14 protein-coding genes and 4 pseudogenes are annotated in these 19,233 nt (G+C 59.0%); 9 read left to right on the top strand and 9 right to left on the bottom strand.

Going from position 1 to position 19,233, the window contains the following annotated elements; genetic code table 11:
• The first annotated feature begins 304 nt into the window (after positions 1-304).
• The 6 genes and pseudogenes from ACD578_RS02585 to ACD578_RS02560 form a co-directional block, all read left to right on the top strand.
• Complete coding sequence (locus ACD578_RS02585) at positions 305-2,422, top strand: glycosyltransferase (protein WP_404290593.1); 2,118 nt, start codon at positions 305-307, stop codon at positions 2,420-2,422.
• 517 nt (positions 2,423-2,939) lie between these two features.
• Positions 2,940-4,175: a class I SAM-dependent methyltransferase gene (locus ACD578_RS02580; RefSeq protein WP_404290591.1), complete on the top strand. Its 1,236-nt coding sequence runs from the start codon at positions 2,940-2,942 to the stop codon at positions 4,173-4,175.
• A gap of 246 nt (positions 4,176-4,421) precedes the next feature.
• Positions 4,422-5,578, top strand: a pseudogene (locus ACD578_RS02575) (IS3 family transposase); the annotation flags it as partial.
• A 91-nt stretch (positions 5,579-5,669) separates the two neighbouring features.
• A protein-coding gene (locus ACD578_RS02570; RefSeq protein WP_404290589.1) for an IS3 family transposase occupies positions 5,670-6,778 on the top strand; the annotation gives its coding sequence in 2 pieces (ribosomal slippage) (positions 5,670-5,922 and positions 5,922-6,778; 1,110 coding nt in all).
• 225 nt (positions 6,779-7,003) lie between these two features.
• Positions 7,004-8,140, top strand: a complete 1,137-nt coding sequence (locus ACD578_RS02565; protein WP_404290587.1) for an acyltransferase family protein — start codon at positions 7,004-7,006, stop codon at positions 8,138-8,140.
• A 230-nt stretch (positions 8,141-8,370) separates the two neighbouring features.
• A pseudogene (locus ACD578_RS02560) lies at positions 8,371-9,354 on the top strand (IS5 family transposase); the annotation flags it as partial.
• Positions 9,355-9,432: 78 nt separating this feature from the next.
• Here ACD578_RS02560 and istB read toward each other — a convergent pair.
• A complete protein-coding gene (gene istB, locus ACD578_RS02555; protein WP_404289335.1) occupies positions 9,433-10,290 on the bottom strand; it encodes an IS21-like element helper ATPase IstB in 858 nt (285 codons plus the stop codon).
• Positions 10,287-11,549, bottom strand: coding sequence for an IS21 family transposase (istA, locus tag ACD578_RS02550; protein ID WP_404289333.1), 1,263 nt, complete (start codon positions 11,547-11,549; stop codon positions 10,287-10,289). The genes istB and istA overlap by 4 nt, the downstream gene beginning before the upstream one ends.
• 155 nt (positions 11,550-11,704) lie before the next feature.
• On the opposite strand from istA, the pseudogene ACD578_RS02545 reads away from it, so the two are divergent.
• The 3 genes and pseudogenes from ACD578_RS02545 to ACD578_RS02535 form a co-directional block, all read left to right on the top strand.
• A pseudogene (locus ACD578_RS02545) lies at positions 11,705-12,043 on the top strand (transposase); the annotation flags it as partial.
• A gap of 81 nt (positions 12,044-12,124) precedes the next feature.
• Positions 12,125-12,427 carry a hypothetical protein gene (locus tag ACD578_RS02540; protein WP_404290585.1) on the top strand — a complete coding sequence of 101 codons (303 nt, stop codon included), beginning with the start codon at positions 12,125-12,127 and terminating at the stop codon, positions 12,425-12,427.
• Positions 12,428-12,870: 443 nt separating this feature from the next.
• Complete coding sequence (locus ACD578_RS02535; protein ID WP_404290583.1) at positions 12,871-13,965, top strand: acyltransferase family protein; 1,095 nt, start codon at positions 12,871-12,873, stop codon at positions 13,963-13,965.
• A 14-nt stretch (positions 13,966-13,979) separates the two neighbouring features.
• Here ACD578_RS02535 and ACD578_RS02530 read toward each other — a convergent pair whose 3' ends face one another.
• From ACD578_RS02530 to ACD578_RS02500, 7 genes and pseudogenes are all read right to left on the bottom strand, one after another.
• On the bottom strand, positions 13,980-14,174 hold the full coding sequence (locus ACD578_RS02530) for a hypothetical protein (protein WP_404294067.1): 195 nt from the start codon (positions 14,172-14,174) through the stop codon (positions 13,980-13,982).
• Positions 14,175-14,179: 5 nt separating this feature from the next.
• Positions 14,180-14,608 carry a transposase gene (locus ACD578_RS02525; protein WP_404293668.1) on the bottom strand — a complete coding sequence of 143 codons (429 nt, stop codon included), beginning with the start codon at positions 14,606-14,608 and terminating at the stop codon, positions 14,180-14,182.
• Positions 14,609-14,651: 43 nt separating this feature from the next.
• Positions 14,652-15,071 (bottom strand): annotated as a pseudogene (locus ACD578_RS02520) (helix-turn-helix domain-containing protein); the annotation flags it as partial.
• Positions 15,072-15,380: 309 nt separating this feature from the next.
• Entirely contained in the window at positions 15,381-16,250 is an 870-nt protein-coding gene (gene rfbA / locus ACD578_RS02515; protein ID WP_404293667.1) for a glucose-1-phosphate thymidylyltransferase RfbA, read from the bottom strand.
• A 111-nt stretch (positions 16,251-16,361) separates the two neighbouring features.
• Entirely contained in the window at positions 16,362-16,919 is a 558-nt protein-coding gene (rfbC, locus tag ACD578_RS02510; protein ID WP_404290581.1) for a dTDP-4-dehydrorhamnose 3,5-epimerase, read from the bottom strand.
• Between the two features lie 510 nt (positions 16,920-17,429).
• Entirely contained in the window at positions 17,430-18,512 is a 1,083-nt protein-coding gene (locus ACD578_RS02505) for an NAD-dependent epimerase/dehydratase family protein (RefSeq protein ID WP_404290579.1), read from the bottom strand.
• A 334-nt stretch (positions 18,513-18,846) separates the two neighbouring features.
• Positions 18,847-19,101 (bottom strand): hypothetical protein, encoded by a 255-nt coding sequence (locus tag ACD578_RS02500; RefSeq protein ID WP_404290577.1) that lies wholly within the window; start codon positions 19,099-19,101, stop codon positions 18,847-18,849.
• Between the last annotated feature and the right edge of the window lie 132 nt (positions 19,102-19,233).

Here is a 19,233-nt window from a genome sequence, read left to right as displayed (position 1 = left end):
TGCTTGAGCCGAACGACGGTTCGCCGGAGGAGGTGTTTCATCGGGGAAAGGTCAGCCTGTTGCACAAGAGGCGCGAGACTTATCATCCGGCAAGTCGGCGGGGCAAGCCTCCCCCCTTCAGCCGCGTCTGCCCCCTCGCCGGCCGCCGGCCGGCCGATCCTTCATTGACTTTGGAGTATTTCTGTTACAGGCCCTTGGCTGAAGAGGGCCAGGGCATCCCCTGCCGCCATAGTCCACCATGGGAACGATGAGAGCTCTTCTGAAGGCCGCGCTATTCAGGATCCCCCGGCCGGTGAAACGGGCGATGAGAGCCGTCGTGCCGGGCACGATCATCACGGCAACGGCCAAGATTGTCTCCGCGCCGGTCCAGGCTCCGCCACCTACACCAGTTCCGAAAGAGCCGCCGCGGAAGGACATCGCGCGCCTCCTCTTCGATGCATCGTGGTATGTCAGCCAGCATCCTGAGGCTCCGGCCGATGAGGACGAGGCCTACAAGGACTATCAGACGAATGGGAGGCCGGCGGGCCGCCGGCCGAGCCCGCTGTTCGCTGATCTTCGCCTTCCCGCGCGCACGACGCTGCCGCAAGAGCATCTCTTCCGCGTGACGGCCTCCCCGATCCTCTCTCGCATGCCGCCGACGAGATATCTGGAACTCTACCGCTTCAGAGAGAAGCGCACGGTTCACCGCCCCAGCGGCACGCTCGCCGAGTATCTCCGGCGCGCCATGATCAAGCCTGATCTGATCGGGCCCGATCTGACCGAGTATGACCTTCGGATCGTCGCGTATATGGACGGCGAGAAGAAGAGGTTCTCCGCTGACAATAGCGAAGCCTCTCAGGCAGACATGGTCTCGATTGTCCTGGTCGCCGCCGATGATGTTGGGGTGCTGGAAGACACGATTGTCTCGGTTCTGATGCAGTCCCATGAAACTTGGGAACTGATCGTCGCGAATATCGGGGATCGCGCGGAGGTCGACGCCGTCGTCCGCCAGTTCGACGATGCCCGCATCAAGCGCTTGCCGCTCGATAGGCACACCACACCCGGTCAGGCGCGGAATGCCTGTGTCGCAGCGTCATCGGGCGATCTCATCGCCTATCTCGCCCCGACCACCTTATGGGATCCCGACTGCCTTCTTGTCCTGAGCAACCGCATGCGCGCGACCGGTGCCCGTGCGAGTTACGGAGCGCAGGCCGTTTGGGACGGCTTCGATGCGGATGCCCGCCTGGGCTGGTCCTTCAAATCCATCCGGTTCTCGCCGTTCAACCGCAGCCTGATCGAGAACCTGGACACCCTATCCACGACGGTTCTGATCCATCACCGCTCCCTGTTCGAAGAGGTCGGGCCCTTTGACGACTCGTTGAGCGGTCATGTGGATTGGGAATGGATCACGCGGATGACGGATGCGACGCGCCCGGAAGCGGTTCCGTGCTTGCTTGGCCACCGCTTCCTGCGGCAACGGAACGAGAGCCAAGCGCCCGAGGCAGCCATCGAGAGCGCAGCGGGCGATCGGGGCGGCGGGGAAGCGGCTCTTCACGAAGCCAGAGCCAAACTCGCCGCAAGGGCAGACTGGGCGCAGCCCTTCATGACGACGGACCGACGCGAACACCTGGCGTTCTCGAACAGCCGCTCGGTGCGGAGCGCTCGAAGGGCGAAGCTGGCCGGCCTGCCGGCCGAGCGCGTCCAGATCATCATCCCGAACTACGAATCCCTCGGCGAACTCGAGATGTGCCTTGCCTCCATCGTCGAGCACACCCCCTCACCGTACAACGTGCTGGTCGTCGACAACGGATCGTCCGATGAAACCTACGCGCGCCTCGAAGAGATGATCGCATCGTTCGACCATGCCAGCCTGCTTCGCGAGACCACCGCGTCCGGCTTCTCTTTTGCCGTCAACCGGGGCCTTGCCGAGATCGCCGACAGCAACGACAAGATCCTCATCCTGAACAACGACACCCTGGTAACGCCCGATTGGCTCGATGAGCTGAGATATGTCCTATTCAAGCATGAGGATGCAGGCATGGCCGTTCCGCGACAGGTAATTCCGGCGGGGGCCAAAGCCCTCAAGCTTCACATGCCGGCGGCCGACGCTGACTTCGAGTGTGACATCAACCTCTCCAGCCAGCACGACAACGTCCTCGATCCCGACTTCGACCCGGACGATAACCTCGTCGAGCTTACCTTCGCTCCCCTGTTCTGCGGCCTGGTTCGGCCGGAGGCGATCAGGGCTCTCGGCGGCCTGGACCATCGCAACGGACCCCATTACCGCTCGGACTGGATCTTCTGCGAAGCCCTGCGGCGGACTCTCAAGCGAAGGATCGTCTACACGCCGTTCAGCAAGGTTTATCATCTTCAGGGGGTGGCGACGGCAAAAAGGACATCGTTAATTGTGAAACATCTGAGTCACCCTAAAACGTTAATCTGATCCATTCTGATGAAATGGTCTACCTTGAAGCATGACTTGAGGCAGGCAGGAGGAGCGTCAAGACCAGGAAGCGCCACAAGCCTGGAGAGGTCGTCGCTAGGTTGAGGTCGTTCGACGTCGTGATCTCAAGGCCGGGAAAGGCCGCATGGGCGACGGTTGCTGTGGCCGCGGGACATCACCACTCAATGTCGGACAGAGTGACATGGATCTCTCTAGGTCTGGACCCAAGCTCCCTAAAGCCTGAACGCTGAGCCCACCTTAACCGCTTCAAGCCGTTCGCCTGCAGTATCTAACGCGAAGCACGACCACCATGGGGATCCTCTTGAATGGTTGGGGATTGCTAAAGGACGGCCTCACAGGCGCAACGAAGCAACCGCCCGAACTTCTCGGTGGTCGTGAAGTCCTCGCGGTAGGAGGGAAAATCGATGTCTAGACAGAACTCTAATGGCTCGGTATCCACCTGAGCGATCAAGTCAAAATCTGCCGTCATGTTGTTTCGAATTCAAAGGGAAAGAACGTGCGTCTCCTCGAACGCCTCTTGATGAGAGTTCCTTTTGTCGCGGCTCTATCTGCTGACAACGCGGAATTACTGAAGCAATGCAAAAGTGCAGAGAATAGACTTGAACAGAACAACTCGTCCTTCAACGCTCTGAATGCCGAACGCAATCACTGGAAGTGGGCGACCGAAGCTCTCGAACGAGAGACGGCTTTATTGAAGAAGGGGCTTGAGCAGAGCAACTCGTCTTTGGACACCCTCAATACTGAGCGCAATCAGTGGCAATGGACCGCCGAAGCTCTCGGACGAGAGGTAGCTTCCCTAAAGGATGGGCTTGAGCGGTCAAGCTCATCCTTGAATGCCCTGAATGCTGAACGTAATCGTTGGCACTGGTCCTCAGAGAGTCTCCAGCGGCAAGTGGATGCCTTTCGCCGTGCCCGCAGCGAGTCACGCCTGTTCGAATTCGACTACGCTTATCATCCTCATCTCCGAGATTGGGATGCCTTACCTCAAGGCAATCTCTATCGTCAGATCATCTCAGCTCGGCACGACGCCTTTCAGACTTGGATAACCGCCTTTGCATCTCTTGCGGCATCCTATGCCGCCATTTCCTACGAAGGGGATCCTGAGGGTACTGAGCCCTTCTGGAACAACGGCTGGTTCCCGCCTTTGGATGGAATTTGCTTGTATGGGCTAATTGCCCGGACTAACCCAAGGCTTTACATTGAGGTCGGCTCCGGCAATTCCACGAAGTTTGTACGCCGCGCCATTAATGATCACGGATTGCAAACGAAGGTCATATCTATTGACCCATACCCCAGAGCCAACATCGATGCGCTTTGTGATGAGGTAATCCGCACCCCATTCGAGAACATTGATCTCTCTCGGTTTCAGGATCTGCAACCCGGAGATATAATGTTTGTTGACAACAGCCACCGGAGCTTCCAGAACTCTGACGTCACCGTGTTTTTCACAGAGGTCCTTCCTCTTTTGAAGCCGGGCGTGATTTGGGGCGTGCACGACATCTTCCTCCCCCTTGATTATCCTGACGCTTGGTCTGATCGGCTCTACAACGAACAGTATCTGTTAATGACCTATCTCCTGGGAGGAGCGGGCGGAGACGAGATCGAGCTTCCAGTCGCCTATCTCGCTCAGAACCCATATCTGCTCTCGAATATGCTCGCAGGAGTCGGCTCTACCCTGCCCTGGGCAGGGGTCCCGCTCGTAGGTGGTGCCTTTTGGATGCGGAAAGCCTGAGCAGGTTGGAAGCGAGCCGCCGTAGAGAGACCAGACCAATAGGCTGCAACGATCCCGCTGATGCAGAGGAACATACCGATCTGATGCCCCTGAGTGAACCCGGCCGGTATGATCAGAGCGGTCGGGGAAGTGTTGAAGAGGATATCAACCGCTGAGGTAGTCGGATTACGGATCATTTAGAACTGATCCACCCCCATTGAAATGGTCCACCCTGAAGTATGTCTTGAGGCTCACAGGAGGACCAAAATGCTCAAGAAGCGTCACAAGCCGGAAGAGATCGTTGCCAAGTTACGCCAGGTCGATGTGATGGTCTCACAAGGCCAATCGGTTGCCGATGCGGTTCGCGCCATCGGCGTAACCGAGGTGACCTATTACCGTTGGCGATCCGAGTTCGGTGGGCTCAAGTCGGATCAGGTCAAGCGCCTGAAGGACCTGGAGGCGGAGAATGCCCGGCCTCGCCGCGCGGTGGCCGATCTGACCCTGGACAAGCAGATCCTGAAAGAAGCCGCCTCGGGAAACTTCTGAGCCCCGCCCGTCGCCGCGCCTGCATCGAGCATGTTCGATCGACCCTGGAGCTGTCCGAGCGGCGGGTCTGCCGTGTGCTCGGACAGCATCGCTCGACGCAGCGGCGCATCCCGCAAGGACGAGACGATGAGGCACGGCTCACCGCCGATATCATCGATCGCGCCCGCCTGTACGGTCGTTACGGCTACCGCAAGATCGCACAGCTCCTGCGCTCAACAGCTGGCTGGGTCGTCAACGACAAACGGGTCGAGCGGATCTGGCGACGGGAGGGGCTGAAAGTGCCTGCCAAACAACCCAAGAGAGGGCGTCTGTGGCTCAACGACGGATCCTGTATCCGGCTGCGAGCCGAGAGGCCCAATCACGTCTGGAGCTACGACTTCGTGGAGGATCGCACCCATGATGGCAGGAAGTACCGGATGCTGAACGTGATCGACGAGTTCACGCATGAGTGCCTGGCCATCCGAGTGAACCGAAAACTGAAAGCCGTCGATGTGATTGACGCGCTCTCGGACCTGTTCATCCTGCGTGGCGTGCCGGACCACATTCGGTCAGATAATGGCGCGGAGTTCAACGCCAAAGCCGTCCAGGAGTGGATCGCTGCCGTCGGGGCGAAGACCGCTTACATCGCTCCGGGAAGCCCGTGGGAGAATGGCTTCATCGAGAGCTTCAACGCCCGGCTTCGAGACGAATTGCTCGACGGCGAGATCTTCTACTCGCTGAAAGAGGCACAGGTTGTGATCGAAAGCTGGCGCCGCCATTACAACACCCTGAGGCCCCACGGGTCCCTCGGGTACAAACCGCCGGCCCCGGAGGTGTTCGTGCCCGCCATGTCCGCGCGGGCCGCTCCGCAACCCCAACCAGCACCGCCGCCCGCGCTAGCGCTGAGGCCTGACCTTCTCCCCGGAAACTGGACCGGCCAAAGTGAGAATTTTCCCGTAATGTCTCCCGGCTGGGAGAAGGGGAAAGGCCATGAAGGTGTCCAAGTTTTCAGAGCAGCAGATCGCTGTCCTGCTCAAGCAGGTCGATGACGGCGTGAGCGTCGAGGAGGTCTGCCGCAAGGCCGGGATCTCGCAGCAGACCTACTACCGTTGGCGCAAGAAGTACGGCGGACTGATGCCCTCGGAGGTGCGCCGTCTCAAGCAGCTCGAAGAGGAGAACCGGCGCCTGAAGCAGATGGTGGCGGACCTCTCGCTCGACAAAGCCATGCTGCAGGACGTGCTGTCAAAAAAGCTCTGAAGCCTGCGCGGGTGCGGCGGCTGGTGGATGGTCTGCTGGGCGCGTTCCAGGTCTCGATCCGACGGGCCTGTCACGTGCTGCAGTTCCAGAAATCCTCCTCCTTCTACCGCTCGTGCCGCCTGTCGCAGGCTGCTCTGACCAAGCGCATCCGGGAGATCGCCGAGACCCGCGTGCGCTACGGCTATCGACGCATTCATGTGCTGCTGCAGCGGGAGGGATGGAGCGTGAACCACAAGCGCGTGTACCGGCTGTATGTCGAAGAAGGCTTGCAGATCAGGAACAAACGGCCGAAGCGCAAGGTGGCCGCGAAGGTGCGCTCGGACCGCAAGCCGCCCTCGGCCCCGAATGAGGTGTGGGCGATGGACTTCCTGTCCGATCAGCTCTTCGACGGCCGCAAGATCCGGATCCTGACGATTGTGGACGCGTTCTCAAAGCTCTCGCCGGCCATCGACGTGCGTTTCCGCTACACCGGATCTGATGTGGTCACGACGCTGGAGCGGATCGTGGGCGTGTACGGTGTTCCTTGCACGATTCGTCTGGACAACGGTCCCGAATTCGTCTCGCGCGCTCTTGACCTATGGGCGTATCGGAATGGGGTTGTTCTGGATTTCTCCCGTCCTGGCAAGCCCACCGACAACAGCTTCGTGGAGGCGTTCAATGGCAAGGTTCGGGCCGAGTGCATTGATCAGAACTGGTTCTTGTCTCTGGCCGACGCCAGGCTAAAATGTGAGGCGTTCAGACACGAGTACAATTGTGAAAGACCGCACAGCTCAATCGGGCATAAGACCCCGGTCGAGTTCATGAAATCCTTCGGAGCTCCCAGCCAGCCGATGGGGTCATGAGGCCGGAAGTTCCGCTCGGCCGTGGTCCAGCGTTCGGGGCAGGTCCACAGCCATCACTCCATTAACATTCCAACCGGACCACTCAATGGGGGCGGGTCACGAAGGGCGACCGAACACATGCGAAGAAGGAGAGGCGATTAAGCACCCGCCGGATGATCTCGGTCGTCACGATGTCCTCGTGATGGTGGAAACTCAGGCTATCAAAATGGTAATTGTTACGCTTGCTTGCTGACCGAAATCCGCCTAGAGACCAAGTTAAGCGGGGGGGTAATCATGTCAGCAGAAGCTCAGACCAAACTGGTTCATCGAGACAATAACTTTGACTTTCTTCGCGTTACTGCTGCGCTTCTGGTGATCTACGGCCACAGTCAAGCGCTCCTTGGCATTCCTTACTCTCGCCTTTGGGGCACGCCGATTTCGGCCATGGGTGTCGTGATCTTTTTCGCCTTGAGCGGGTATTTGGTCACGGAAAGCTGGCAACGAGACCCGCGTCTCAGGCACTTCTTCCTGAAACGGTCCCTGCGGATCTTCCCAGGTCTGATCGTCTGCGTAATCGCGACCGCCTGTCTGCTCGGCCCCAGCGTTACGCGCCTGTCCCTGTCCGACTACTTCAGCAACCCGCACTTTGCTCGATATTTCACCAATATTGTCCTCTGGACCCGGTATAACCTCCCCGCTGTATTTGAGAACAACGTCTATAAGCATGCCGTCAACGGCTCCCTCTGGAGCCTGCCGGCTGAGTTTTTCTGCTATATTGCTGTCGGCGCGATGGGGCTGGGGCACCGGAGGCTGCATCCGGTTGTCGTTTCAGCAGCGGCCCTCGCAGTCTGCCTGACAGGCGGCTATCTGATGCTGGCCTATCACGGCCCGCAGATCGTCTTTTATGCGACGGACGTTGCGCAGGCTACTTCCGTGATGCCGTTCTTCATGGTCGGAGCCGTCTATTGCGCCTTGAAAGACAGGATCCCGTTCCGGCTCGATCTGGCCCTCGTCCTGGCTTTCAGCCTGTTCGCGATCGAAGGACTAGGCTTAGGCCTTGCTCTTTTGGCCCTGAGCTGGGTTGTCATCCCCTATATGGTTCTCGCCTTTGGCACACAGTCGACGCCGGTCCTGCGGCGGTTCGGTCGGTTCGGAGATCTGTCCTATGGGCTGTATCTTTATTCCTTCCCAATCCAGCAGTTGCTCGTCTACGTCAACAAGACCGCCATCACGCCAGGATCGCTAACGATCTCTACTACCCTTCTCGCCGGGACCTGCGCCTTTGCGTCCTGGCATCTCATCGAGAAGAATGCTCTTCGTTTGAAGCCATCCTCCAAGCCCGTGCTGACCCTTGTGGCGGACAGATCTAACAAAGCAGCCTAGAGCTTTTTCCACTTACGTGGAATCATCTCTCTTCTTTGCTTTGCCGCATTTTGACGGCGAACCGGATCCACTTCGCCGAAAAATGCTCTAAAGACCAGCCGCATGGTGGAAGTAATTAGTCGGCCCTGAACAACCCACAAGTAATTGAGATGGAAGGATTCTTTGTCTTGGCGAAGCATTGTAAAATGCCGGTTCCTGGGGAGTGACCCACCCAAAACCGGTGTTTTGCCATGGGACCCAAGCCGACGATGCCAAGCTCCGGCGACCTCTTCCGCAGCCGTCTCGACCAGATCCTCGATCAGCGCCACGAGTTGTTCCGGCTTGCCACTCTCATCAACTGGCACCGCTTCGATTACGAGTTTGGTCGTTTCTACCGCCCGCTCGGACGGCCTGCCAAACCGACCCGGCTGATGGTGGGTCTGTCGTATCTCCAGCACACCTTCAACCTGTCCGATGCGGCGGTGGTGCAGCGTTGGATCGAGAATCCCTATTGGCAGTGGTTCTGCGGCTGCGAGTACTTCCAGCATCAGCTGCCGTGTGATCTGAGTTCGCTGACGCGCTGGCGCAAGCGGCTTGGACCCGAGGGACTGGAGACGCTGCTTTCCGCTACCATCCAGGCCGGGCTGGAGAGCGGCGCGGTGCGGCCCTCCAGCCTGGACCGGATCAGCGTCGACACCACCGTGCAGCCCAAGGCCATCACTCATCCCACCGACGCGAAGCTGTACCTGAAGGCCTTGCAGGCTCTGGTGCGGCAGGCCAAGCGGCATGGCCTCAAGCTGCGGCAGGCTCACACCCATCTGGCCAAACGCGCCGCCGTGCAGGTGGGCCGCTATGCTCATGCCCGTCAGATGCGGCGCGAGTTGAAGCGGCTGAAGACCTATCTCAGACGCGTGTATCGCGACGTCGCCCGCAAAGTCGCCGCGGATGAGGGCCTCGCCTTTCGCTTTGCACGTTTGCTCGGCCTGACGGAGCGTCTTCTGACCCAAGAGCGCACGAGCAAGAACAAGCTCTACAGCTTGCATGCGCCCGAGGTGGTGTGCATCGCCAAGGGGAAGGCGCATCGGCCGTACGAATTTGGCTCCAAGGTGGCTGTGGCGGTGACGAACCGGGAGGGCTTCGTCCTCGCGTCCAAATCGCTCGAGGGCAATCCGTATGATGGCCATACGTTGGACGCCACCATAGATCAGGTCATCGCCATGACGGACGTGGAGCCCGTGTCAACGGGCGTTGAAGCTTCCGCATTTGTGGGCCTTCAATTTTCCCTACCTGATGGGTGGGGCTGTTTCCGGTGATCAGCCGGTTGAATGATCCATCGATGTCCCTCCGGGTGGTCGGCCGCGGCGCTTTGGTGCCGGCGGTGGCGTAATTAGGGCTTTCGATCGCACGTGCTCGGGAACCAGCTCGGCATGCTGACGCAAGCGGTAGCTTGAGCCCTCGATCTGGATCACAACCGCATGGTGGAGCAGGCGATCCAAAAGCGCCGTGGCCACAACAGGATCGCCAAAAACCTCGCCCCATTCGGCAAAACCGCGATTGGAGGTCAGGATCATGGCGCCTTTCTCATAGCGGGCATTGACGAGCTGGAAGAACAGATTGCCGCCGCCGGACGTGACCGGCAGATAGCCGATCTCATCCACCACCAGCAGGGAAGCCCGCGACAGAAAGCGGATGCGCTCGCGCAGTTGCCCCTCCCGATCCGCCTTTGCCAAAGAGGCAATGATCTCGGCCAGGGTCGCAAAGTAGACGCTCTTGCCGGCTTTCACCGCCTCCACTGCCAGGGCTGTCGCCAGATGGCTCTTGCCCGTGCCAGGCGGGCCGAGCAGATGCACCGCCTCGGCCCGGTCGATGAACTTCAGCTCGGCCAAGGCCAGAATGCGGTTGCGGTCGAGCGAGGGCTGGAAGGCAAAGTCAAAGCTCGCCAGGGTCTTGACCGTGGTCAGCCGCGCCATCATCAGGGCCGCCTTGATGCGTCGGCTCTCGCGCACCGTGAGCTCTTCCAAAAGCAAGTGATCGAGCGCTGCGATCCCGTCGATCTCGCCCTGCTCGATGCGCCGCAGCGTTGCGTCGAGCATCTCCAGGGCGCGGGGCATCCGCAAGCCAACCAGACTTCTCCGGATACTCTCAATCGTAGGGTGTCCATGGCCTGTCATGCCCGGCCTCCCGTGGCGGCCAGGCGATCCGCGACCGCCTGATAGAAGGCCAGCGAGCGACGCGCGACCCGATCGCCTGGGCGTCCGACCATAATCGCCTCGGACGCGCTGCGCGATGCGTTTGCGATGAACCCCTGGCGATGGACTGGATCGACCCGCGATTGGCGCCGCCCTTCGAGCACCGGATGCTCGGCCACCACTCGGCCCGCATCGAGAATGCGGATCCGGTCGGGAAGCTGATGTACCTCGACGATGCGTCGGGTGCGATCCGGAACGCTGTAGTAGTTGCCGCCGATCGACACGAGCCCATCATGACTGACCCGGCGCTCGAGCTTGAGCAGGGCATCGAAGGGGAAGGCCGGCAGGGACTGCAACTCCGGCTGCTCGGCGGCAAAGGCCTCCGCGACGATGCGCTGGGTCGTGCCGTGTAGGCGGGCATTGGCCACTGTGGCGAGCCAGTCGCATAGTTGGGCGTTAAGGTCGTCGAGATTACGGAAGGAACGGGCCAGGAAGAAGTCCTGCCGGATGTAGCTGAAGGGCCGCTCGACCTTTCCCTTCGTCTTGGCCCGGTACGGCCGACAAGCTTTGGGCAGGAAGCCGTAGTGCTGCGCCATGGTGAGCAGCGCCCGGTTGTAGATGATCTGGCCCTCGCCATCCTCACCGGTCACCGCGGTCTTCATGCGGTCATAGAGGATCTCGAGCGGCACGCCGCCGATGCTCTCGAACGCCAGCATGTGACAGCGCAGCAGGGTCTGCAGATCCTGGTGCAGGACGAAGCGGGCGAAGATGTAGCGCGAGTGACCGAGCACGAGGGAGAACAGCCAGACGATGCGGGTGATCTCCGGCTGGTCAGTGAAGACCGTGACGAAGCGAGCGAAGTCGACCTGGGCCTGCTGGCCGGCAGGCGTCTCGAAGCGGATCTCGAAGGGCTTGGGCCGATCGGCCGGGCGGATGGCGCAGAGGAAGCGCTTCACGGCCGTGTAGGCACCCTCATACCCGCGCTCTCGGATCTCACGGGTGAGCCGCACCGCGCTCAGGTCGGGAAAGGCGGTGACGCGCTCGCGCAGGTAGTCGCGGTACGGCGCCAGCTTGCCGGAGCGACTGCCCCGCCGTGGGCCATAGACAGGCGGTTCGAGGCCGCGGGCGATGTACTTGCGGATGGTCTTGGGATCGCGGCCGGTGCGGCGAGCGATGGCTGAGATGGATAATCCCTGACGATGGAGGTCGAGGATCATAGGCAATTCTCCAAGCTGGATCACCGGCGCCACTCCCGTCCGAATTGTCTCGGAGGGGATCATCGACGACGGCGGGAGCACCTGCACGGCCGGAGCATGCCTCAGGACGTGAAGGCAGGGGCATCAGCTAGGGAATTTTCGAAGCCCACAATCAGGCAATATTCACCGCCCTATGACAGCCCGCGCGCATTTACGTCGACCAGGGTTATCGTGGGCACGACTATGTGCACGAGGAGCGCGTGTTCATCACGCGACAGCGGCGGGGGCTCACGCCCACCATCAAACGCGAGCTGCGACGCCGGTCGGCGATCGAGCCGATGATCGGGCACATGAAGGCGGACGGGCGGCTGGGACGCAATCACCTGCTCGGAGCAGCCGGCGATGCGATCAACGCGCTGCTGGTGGCCGCCGGGCACAATCTGCGGCTGGTCCTGAACTGGCTCAGGCTTTTTGTCGCTTGGTTCCTGGCAGTCCTGATGGGTTCGTTCGCGCCATCGGATACTGCCCACGAACCTTGAATCCAATCGCCGCCTGATCAAACGGCATTGTTCAGGGCCGACTACTTCAGGGCCGCCGGATACGAACCGGAGTAAGCGGAAATGGTCTGGCTGACAGGTTCGTATGTCACAGCGATCTGGATTGTCTTATTTGCAGCTGTGACAGTCTCTCCCCGGATCGGGCAGTTGCTAAATCTGAAGCCGCTCACGTTCATGGGGATGATATCTTTCAGTGTCTACCTGATGCATCTGATTGTTATCGTCCTGTTCCAATACAAGATCGTGCACAAGCACTTCACCTTCGGCACATGGTCTTACTTTGGTGCTTTGGCCATTCTAAGCATTCCAGCGACGTTGGCTGTCTCCTGGGCCGCATACCGTTGGATCGAGACGCCGTTCATTTAGATCGGCAAGCGGCTCTGTTGGAAATCGGCTTCGACGGTCGAAGTTTCGCCGTCTTCCATATCCAAGGAAGCTTGATTTTACCCGACCAGACGGCCGCGGTTTAGCGCCGTAGGGGTCGCGGGTTTAGCCACACTTCGCAAGCGGCTTTTTCACATACCTATTACGAGGTCACCATGGGTACCGGAACACTCGAGCGACGATTTATGCCGCATGAAACCGATGAGGCCTGACAGAGCACGTGAGGCCGACTTGCGACGGATCCTGTGGTTCTGCGTGCAAGCAACTACGGTTGATTGTCGGCGCATGCCGAGTCCTATAGAGAAGCTTTGGCTAAATCCCTGCTAGGAGGTGAGACATTCGGAGTCAATTGACATACCCTCTCTTCATTCGACAGAGGGCAGGACAGGATCAACTCTCGCTCTCTAGTCTACTCGGGGACAGCCGTGCCATCAGACCTGATTAGGACTTTATGCTTCCGAGCAAGTAGAGACGCCGTCATTCCTGGTCTAGACGGTTTACGCTGCTACGCAGCTCTCTTCGTTATTCTGGCTCATTCAAACCTTGTCGCGCCAGGGTGGGGAGCAACCGGTGTATGGCTGTTCTTCGTTTTGAGCGGGCTGCTCCTAACGCCAAGCCTGGTTCGCGCCGTCCGATCCACTAGTGCCCTAAGGGAGGTGGCAGCGTATGTGATCCGGCGTGTGTTTCGAATCATGCCTGCCCTAATCGTTGTGGTGGCTGTGGCTTGCGTCGTGATTTGGGCGCCGAAGAGGGGAATCTTCAACCTCGAACTGTTTTGGCAGCACGTCACTTTTCAAGTCTCAAGATGGCATCTCTGGACCACTAAGACCGAGATGCTGCTTTATCTCGTGCTACCAATCATCGTTTGGGCCATGGCTGCCCTGCAGGGGTGGCGCTTAGCAGTAGGGTTGGCGCTGGTACTGGCCGGGTCGTTCTGGCTGACCGAGCACTCAACCATCTTTATCATTCGAACCGATCTGAAAAGAGAGATGTCTGTGTATGCCACACCCTTCCTGCTTGGAATGGCACTGGCTTTTGTTACTCCAGCGGTCGCTAGGCTGCGCAAGCTGAGTTTCTGGATCGGAGCGGTTGGTCTAGTCGCGTTGTCTTCAGATATTGCGCCTCTAATCGCATTCAGAGAATCTGTCGGAATCCCAGTCGACAACTTGCCCTGGAGAATTCCCATCTTGATCTACCCGTTCGCCGGACTGACTGTCTTTGGCGCTGCCGGCAACGCGTCATGGATTCTAAACAACAGGGTTGTAACGACAATTGGTGTTGTCGGATTTAGCGTTTATCTGTGGCAGACTTTTGTGTTGCACGTCCTCAGGAGGAATGGCATCGCTGACCCAGTATTGCTGTTTACCCTTGTTCTGCCCTTGACCCTTTTTCTGTCATTCCTGACTTATCACTTGATCGAAGTCCCAGGCCAACGACTCGGCGCCAAAATCGCGGACTCGATCTCAGCTCGAAAAGCCAGAGTAGGCAAGACAGAGGAGGAGAGGCTAGCAGCTCTGTAATCTATGGGTGAATACTAAGTAGGTCGCCAAAAGTTCTGCAACATTTTTCTGAGCCAGAAGTGTTTGGAGGCCATGCCCGCCTTGCGACATGCCTGTTGCGGCGTCAGCGTCAGCACCCAGGCTGCGGCATCGGCGGCGAGAGCATCGATGGACGCGGCCTGCCGGTTGGCGGCGACCAGCCGCTTGAGCTCACGCCAAAGCTGATCCATCGGGCTCAGTTCGGGGCCTGCCGGGGCAGCCACACGAAGTGGATGCGCAACCGGGCTGCCAGCGCCTGGGTCTGCGGGGCGGTGTGGGCGCTGGCCCGATCGGTCAGCAGCCAGAGCCAGCCGGCGCGGCGGTAGCGGCGCCGCAGCGTGCGCAGGAACGCCTGGGCATCGGCCTGACCGGCGTGGGAACGGATCAGCACCACCCGGCGCGCGCTTTGCAGGTCGATGGCCCCGAACAGTACCCGCTTGGCATTGCGGCCGGTGATCGGCACGACCGCCTGAGCGCCCTTGAGCGCCCAAGTCGCGCGCAGCGGCGGAAACAGCCGCAGCAGCGTCCAGCCGAGGCACAGCAGCCGATCGCCCCTGTGCCAGCCCGCCTTCAGACGTCGGGTGATCCCCCTTTTTCTGCGGCAGGTGAGGCGCGCGCGCGACATAGACGTAGCGCGGCCGCTTCCAGCGATAGCCCGCTTCGTGCAGCCGCCGCCGCAAGGTCCGGGGGCTGACCGCGATGCCTTTCGCGCTTAGGTCGTGCGCCAGCAGCGGCACCGTCCAGCTCGTGGCCTGATAGCCGCAGCGGCGTGGGTCGCGCGCCAGGGCCGCCGCCAGTCGCTGCGGCGTCAGCGGGCGATGCAGGCGAGGCCGCCCGCTGCGCGGCCGGTCGAGGAGCGCGCTGGCCTCATGCTCAGCCTTGTACTGCATCAACCATCGGTGCACGCTGGAGCGGTTGACGCGGCAGCGGCGGGCCGCCTCAGCCATGGAATGGCCCTCGGCCACCAGCAGCAGCGCCTCGAGGCGGCGATACACACGAGCCTCACGGGCGCCAGCAAGCGCGGCGGCCAGCCGCGTGCGATCCGCCTCGTCGAGACCCGTCCCGGGAGAGTGATCATGTCGTTGCATGCTCCCCAGGAAACACCCGCAGCTCTCGCGTTGCAAGTCTTATGGCGAACTACTTAGCTCAGACAGCTCACGTCCTCAGCAGCCCACAGTGCCATCATCATGCAGGGCAGATGAAGTTTAGCAAGGATCCCGAACAATGATATGCGAGTTTGGGATCCAAGCGCGCGAGCACTTCAGATTGCGGACTGCTACTCTTACAATCCCTTTGCATTCTAGCGGCTCGAACCACACGAAAATCGATGAGATGTGGAAGTACGCCATCATGCGACTGGGAGACTTGAAGTGGCGAATTGTCAGAATTTGCGCCTGTTAGAATTGATCAGCAACTTGCAGAAGGTACTTTCCATAGCTGCTTTTCGAAAGCTCTCGTCCAAGGTGAACTAGCTGATCCCTCTCGATCCATCCGAGGCTGAAGGCGACCTCTTCCGGACAGGCAATGCGGAAGCCCTGACGCTTTTCGAGGGCGCGCACGAACTCGGCGGCCTCGACGAGGCTGTCAGGTGTGCCAGTATCGAGCCAAGCATACCCGCGCCCCATACGCTGAACGTGAAGTTGTCCCTTCTCGAGATAGATTCGATTGACGTCAGTGATCTCCAATTCGCCGCGCGCTGATGGTTTCAAGTCGGCTGCTATGTCGACGACTTGCTCGTCATAGAAGTAGAGGCCCGTCACGGCCCAGCTTGATTTCGGACGAGCAGGCTTCTCCTCGATGGAGATTGCCCGCCCAGCAGGGTCGAATTCAACTACTCCATAACGCTCCGGATCAGTGACATGATATGCAAACACGGAAGCGCCTACGATCTGCCGACGCGCGTCCCGCATCAACTCCGGAAGTCCGTGTCCATAATAGACGTTGTCGCCGAGGATCAGCACCGAAGGTCCACCTGCTACGAACTCGGCACCGATGACATAGGCCTGAGCCAGACCCTCGGGCTTAGGTTGTTCTGCATAGGACAGCCGGATTCCCCAGCGCTCGCCGCTTCCTAGCAATTGCTTGAATTTCGGCAGGTCGTCCGGCGTGGAAATGATCAAAATGTCCTGTATCCCTGCCAGCATCAGCGTGGTCAGCGGATAATAGATCATCGGTTTGTCGTAGATCGGCAGAAGTTGCTTCGACGTGACATAGGTCATGGGATGCAGTCGCGTACCGGTGCCGCCTGCTAAAATAATGCCTTTCATCTTAGCTTCTCCTGAACCCGCCTCAATAACCGGGACATCGATGAACAATGTGTAAACCTTTACCTTGCGTATAATGCGCGCAGTGACGACACCGCACACGAGGCATCATGTTCACGGGAAGTAGGTTGGCAGATCGGCCAACGACGGATAGCGGGTGTCCTTGTCGGAAAGGATAGCCTGGTCGGCACCGATGGGCCAAGCAATTCCGATTACCGGGTCATTCCAGGCAACACCCTGATCATGCGCAGCCGAATAATGTGCGGTAACCTTGTAGGCGACTTCGGTATTGGGCTCCAGGGTGCAGAAGCCGTGGGCAAATCCAACCGGCACGAGCAGTTGTAAGCGATTCTCCGCTGTCAGTTCCGCCGCGACATGCTGTCCATACGTTGCCGAGGAACGTCTGAGATCCACAGCCACATCAAGGATGCGACCCCGCAGAACCCGTACAAGTTTCGCTTGAGCAAACGGGTGTGTTTGGAAGTGGAGTCCTCGAACCGTACCTACATCTGCAGACAGCGAGACGTTGTCTTGGACGAACTCTTCCGTGATGCCTGCACCGACGAAAGCCTGCCTGTTGTATGTTTCCATGAAGTAGCCACGGGCATCGACGAACACTTTCGTGCGGATGATCTTCACATCAGGCAGCTTGGTGCATTCGACCTCAATCACGACAACTCCACTCCATAAACAGGGTTTTAGCCCTTGACCCTCAGCCCCTCCTGCCACAGGAGCGTTTCCGCCGCATTACTGGCACATCGTCTCATGGTCGATGACGCTGAGTTCGCTACACGGCAGCCTCAGTTTGCCATTCCACGGGCGAGCTTGGCAGTCGACTTGGGGTCAACCGGCGGGCACCAAGAGCCTGCTCCTCAATATCGATCCACGGAAGGAAAGCAAGTAGCAGGGCGATCAGTACGGCAATATCAGCTGACAACTTCGTGAAAAACATACAACAATAAATACATGCATAAAAACTGCAACGACCATAGCTGAAAGCAAGAGTGGTGCGGTTCTCAAATAAGAAGCTCACCTCAACTTCCCAGCATAAAAGAACGTCAACATCTTTCCGTAGCGCGATACCATCGCGCAGGCCTGACTATCCATAGGAGATCTGGCGAAGAGGTGCGGATAAGTGAGCCCCTCGGCACAACCTTGCCCGATAGTTCTTCGCCAGCCCCTCTACTGTTTGGCCGCAAGTTGCAACTCAATCCAACTTACGAGAGCCTCAAGGCCTTGATCAAGAGACCAAGCCGGCTTCCAGCCAAGCTCTGAAATGGTCCTGTCGATCGTGCAAGCTGCGTGGCGGACATCCCCATACCGGAATGCGCCATTGACGTGCGGCTCAGGCGCTCCGTATCTCCTTGAGATCCAATCTGCCACCTCGGCGATGGTCGCCGGTTCACCACTCCCGATATCGAACGGCGCAGCTCCGGAAGGCAATTGATCGACGCGACCAAGAGCGACATTGATAGCTGCCGCAACGTCATCAATGAGGACGAAGTCACGAACAATGGCACCATCCTCGTAAACGGGAATACTCTTGCCTTCCCGGGCAAGGCGGCAGAAGAGCGACACAATGCCAGTATAAGGATTGATCAGAGACTGACCGGGTCCAAAGACGTTCTGCAGACGCAGAATGATTGGCTTCACGTCGAAGGAGAGACACCAAGCCGAAAGCACGTTCTCCTGAGCCAGCTTGGTCGCGCCGTAGACGCTTGTCGGCCGCGGCTCCGTGACACCGGCGGCGAACGGCATGGGCTCCAACCCGGGGAAATCCCACTCCCCTCGCTCCAGTTGCGCCCGTGTGCGCTGCCCCGGATAGGCAATCCCCTCCCCGTCCGGTTGCCGCCAAGCTCCCTCGCCGTAGACGGCGCGGCTGGAGGTGAGCAGGATTGCCTGGGGGAACAGTTGACGCTGTGAGAGGGCATCCAGCATTACGGTTGTGCCCACTACGTTGACGGCCGCATGCCGGGTTGATTCGGTAAGGGATTGGCCCGTTCCCGTCTCAGCCGCGAGATGTACTACGATCTCCGGTTGCACAAAGCCGAGGATTTCGGACCAGTGCTCCGGGTTCGTTATATCCTTGACCAGGAGCTCGACACGCCCATCAAGGGCAGTAGGCCGCTCTGATCGGGCATGGATCTGCGGATGCAGATTGTCAACGGCGACAACACGTTCGAACCGGTCGGCCAACTGTTTAGAGATGGCACAGCCAATGAAGCCAGCCCCACCAGTGACGAGACAAATCTTGCTTTTCATCATGCCCCTTTTTAGTATCTGAAGCCAAAGAACTCTTGATCGGGCCTTACCGATCAGACGAGTACAAAGGAGAGACCGAGTTGCCCCACAGGGCCACAGAAGTTCTTAGCGACCTATAACTTCCCTCGCAACAAGCTGATTCAGCTTAATTGTTCTTGCCTTAACTCGGAACTAACTCGCCCATTTTTTATGCCATAATGGAACAAGAATAAATTCTATCATCATACAGACCTAAGCAGGCTCTGCCAAAGACCACACAGATCAGTTTCTGAACAAGTCCGATGCAGCTATGAAACGATCCGCCCGAAAGTAATAGAACTCCACTTTGGGATCATCTCTAGAGTATCTTGGCGATTATTAGTTCAATTGGGCTTGCGAGCAATGCAATGATAAAGAGCATCCCGACAACTGCCTTAGCGAGACGCTGAGCGCCATTGACCATAGAAATGCAAAATAGAGCGCCGGCTGCGATAAGGTACGATCCGCTATAGATGCTCTGAAGCCAAAGCAACGCGTAAGCGGTAAGTGCAAATAGTCCAGCTCGCACGAGGCGTAGCATCAAAATGTCCGCCATGTGCTTTTCGTTCTGCATGGTTGCCTCCAAAAACTCTATGTAGAACCTTTCCCTAGCGTGATATTGCGAGAGGGGCAAGGCAGCAGGTCACCTTGCCACATCGGTTGAGAATAGACGTCTGCTGAGTATGCAGCAGAGGGCTGGAGTTAC

The organism is Microvirga sp. RSM25, assembly GCF_044784385.1.
GTDB lineage: Bacteria > Pseudomonadota > Alphaproteobacteria > Rhizobiales > Beijerinckiaceae > Microvirga > Microvirga tunisiensis.
Note: the sequence above shows the minus strand (reverse complement) of the source record. Positions and strands in the feature narration are given on the sequence as shown.

Bases quoted from the DNA above. Each gene is read 5' to 3' on its own strand.
- ACD578_RS02530 (WP_404294067.1), bottom strand. From the start codon at position 14,174: ATGGATCAGCTTTGGCGTGAGCTCAAGCGGCTGGTCGCCGCCAACCGG.
- ACD578_RS02500 (WP_404290577.1), bottom strand. From the start codon at position 19,101: ATGCAGAACGAAAAGCACATGGCGGACATTTTGATGCTACGCCTCGTG.
- ACD578_RS02525 (WP_404293668.1), bottom strand. From the start codon at position 14,608: ATGTCGCGCGCGCGCCTCACCTGCCGCAGAAAAAGGGGGATCACCCGA.
- istB (WP_404289335.1), bottom strand. From the start codon at position 10,290: ATGACAGGCCATGGACACCCTACGATTGAGAGTATCCGGAGAAGTCTG.
- rfbA (WP_404293667.1), bottom strand. From the start codon at position 16,250: ATGAAAGGCATTATTTTAGCAGGCGGCACCGGTACGCGACTGCATCCC.
- ACD578_RS02585 (WP_404290593.1), top strand. From the start codon at position 305: ATGAGAGCCGTCGTGCCGGGCACGATCATCACGGCAACGGCCAAGATT.
- ACD578_RS02540 (WP_404290585.1), top strand. From the start codon at position 12,125: ATGGTCTGGCTGACAGGTTCGTATGTCACAGCGATCTGGATTGTCTTA.
- ACD578_RS02505 (WP_404290579.1), bottom strand. From the start codon at position 18,512: ATGATGAAAAGCAAGATTTGTCTCGTCACTGGTGGGGCTGGCTTCATT.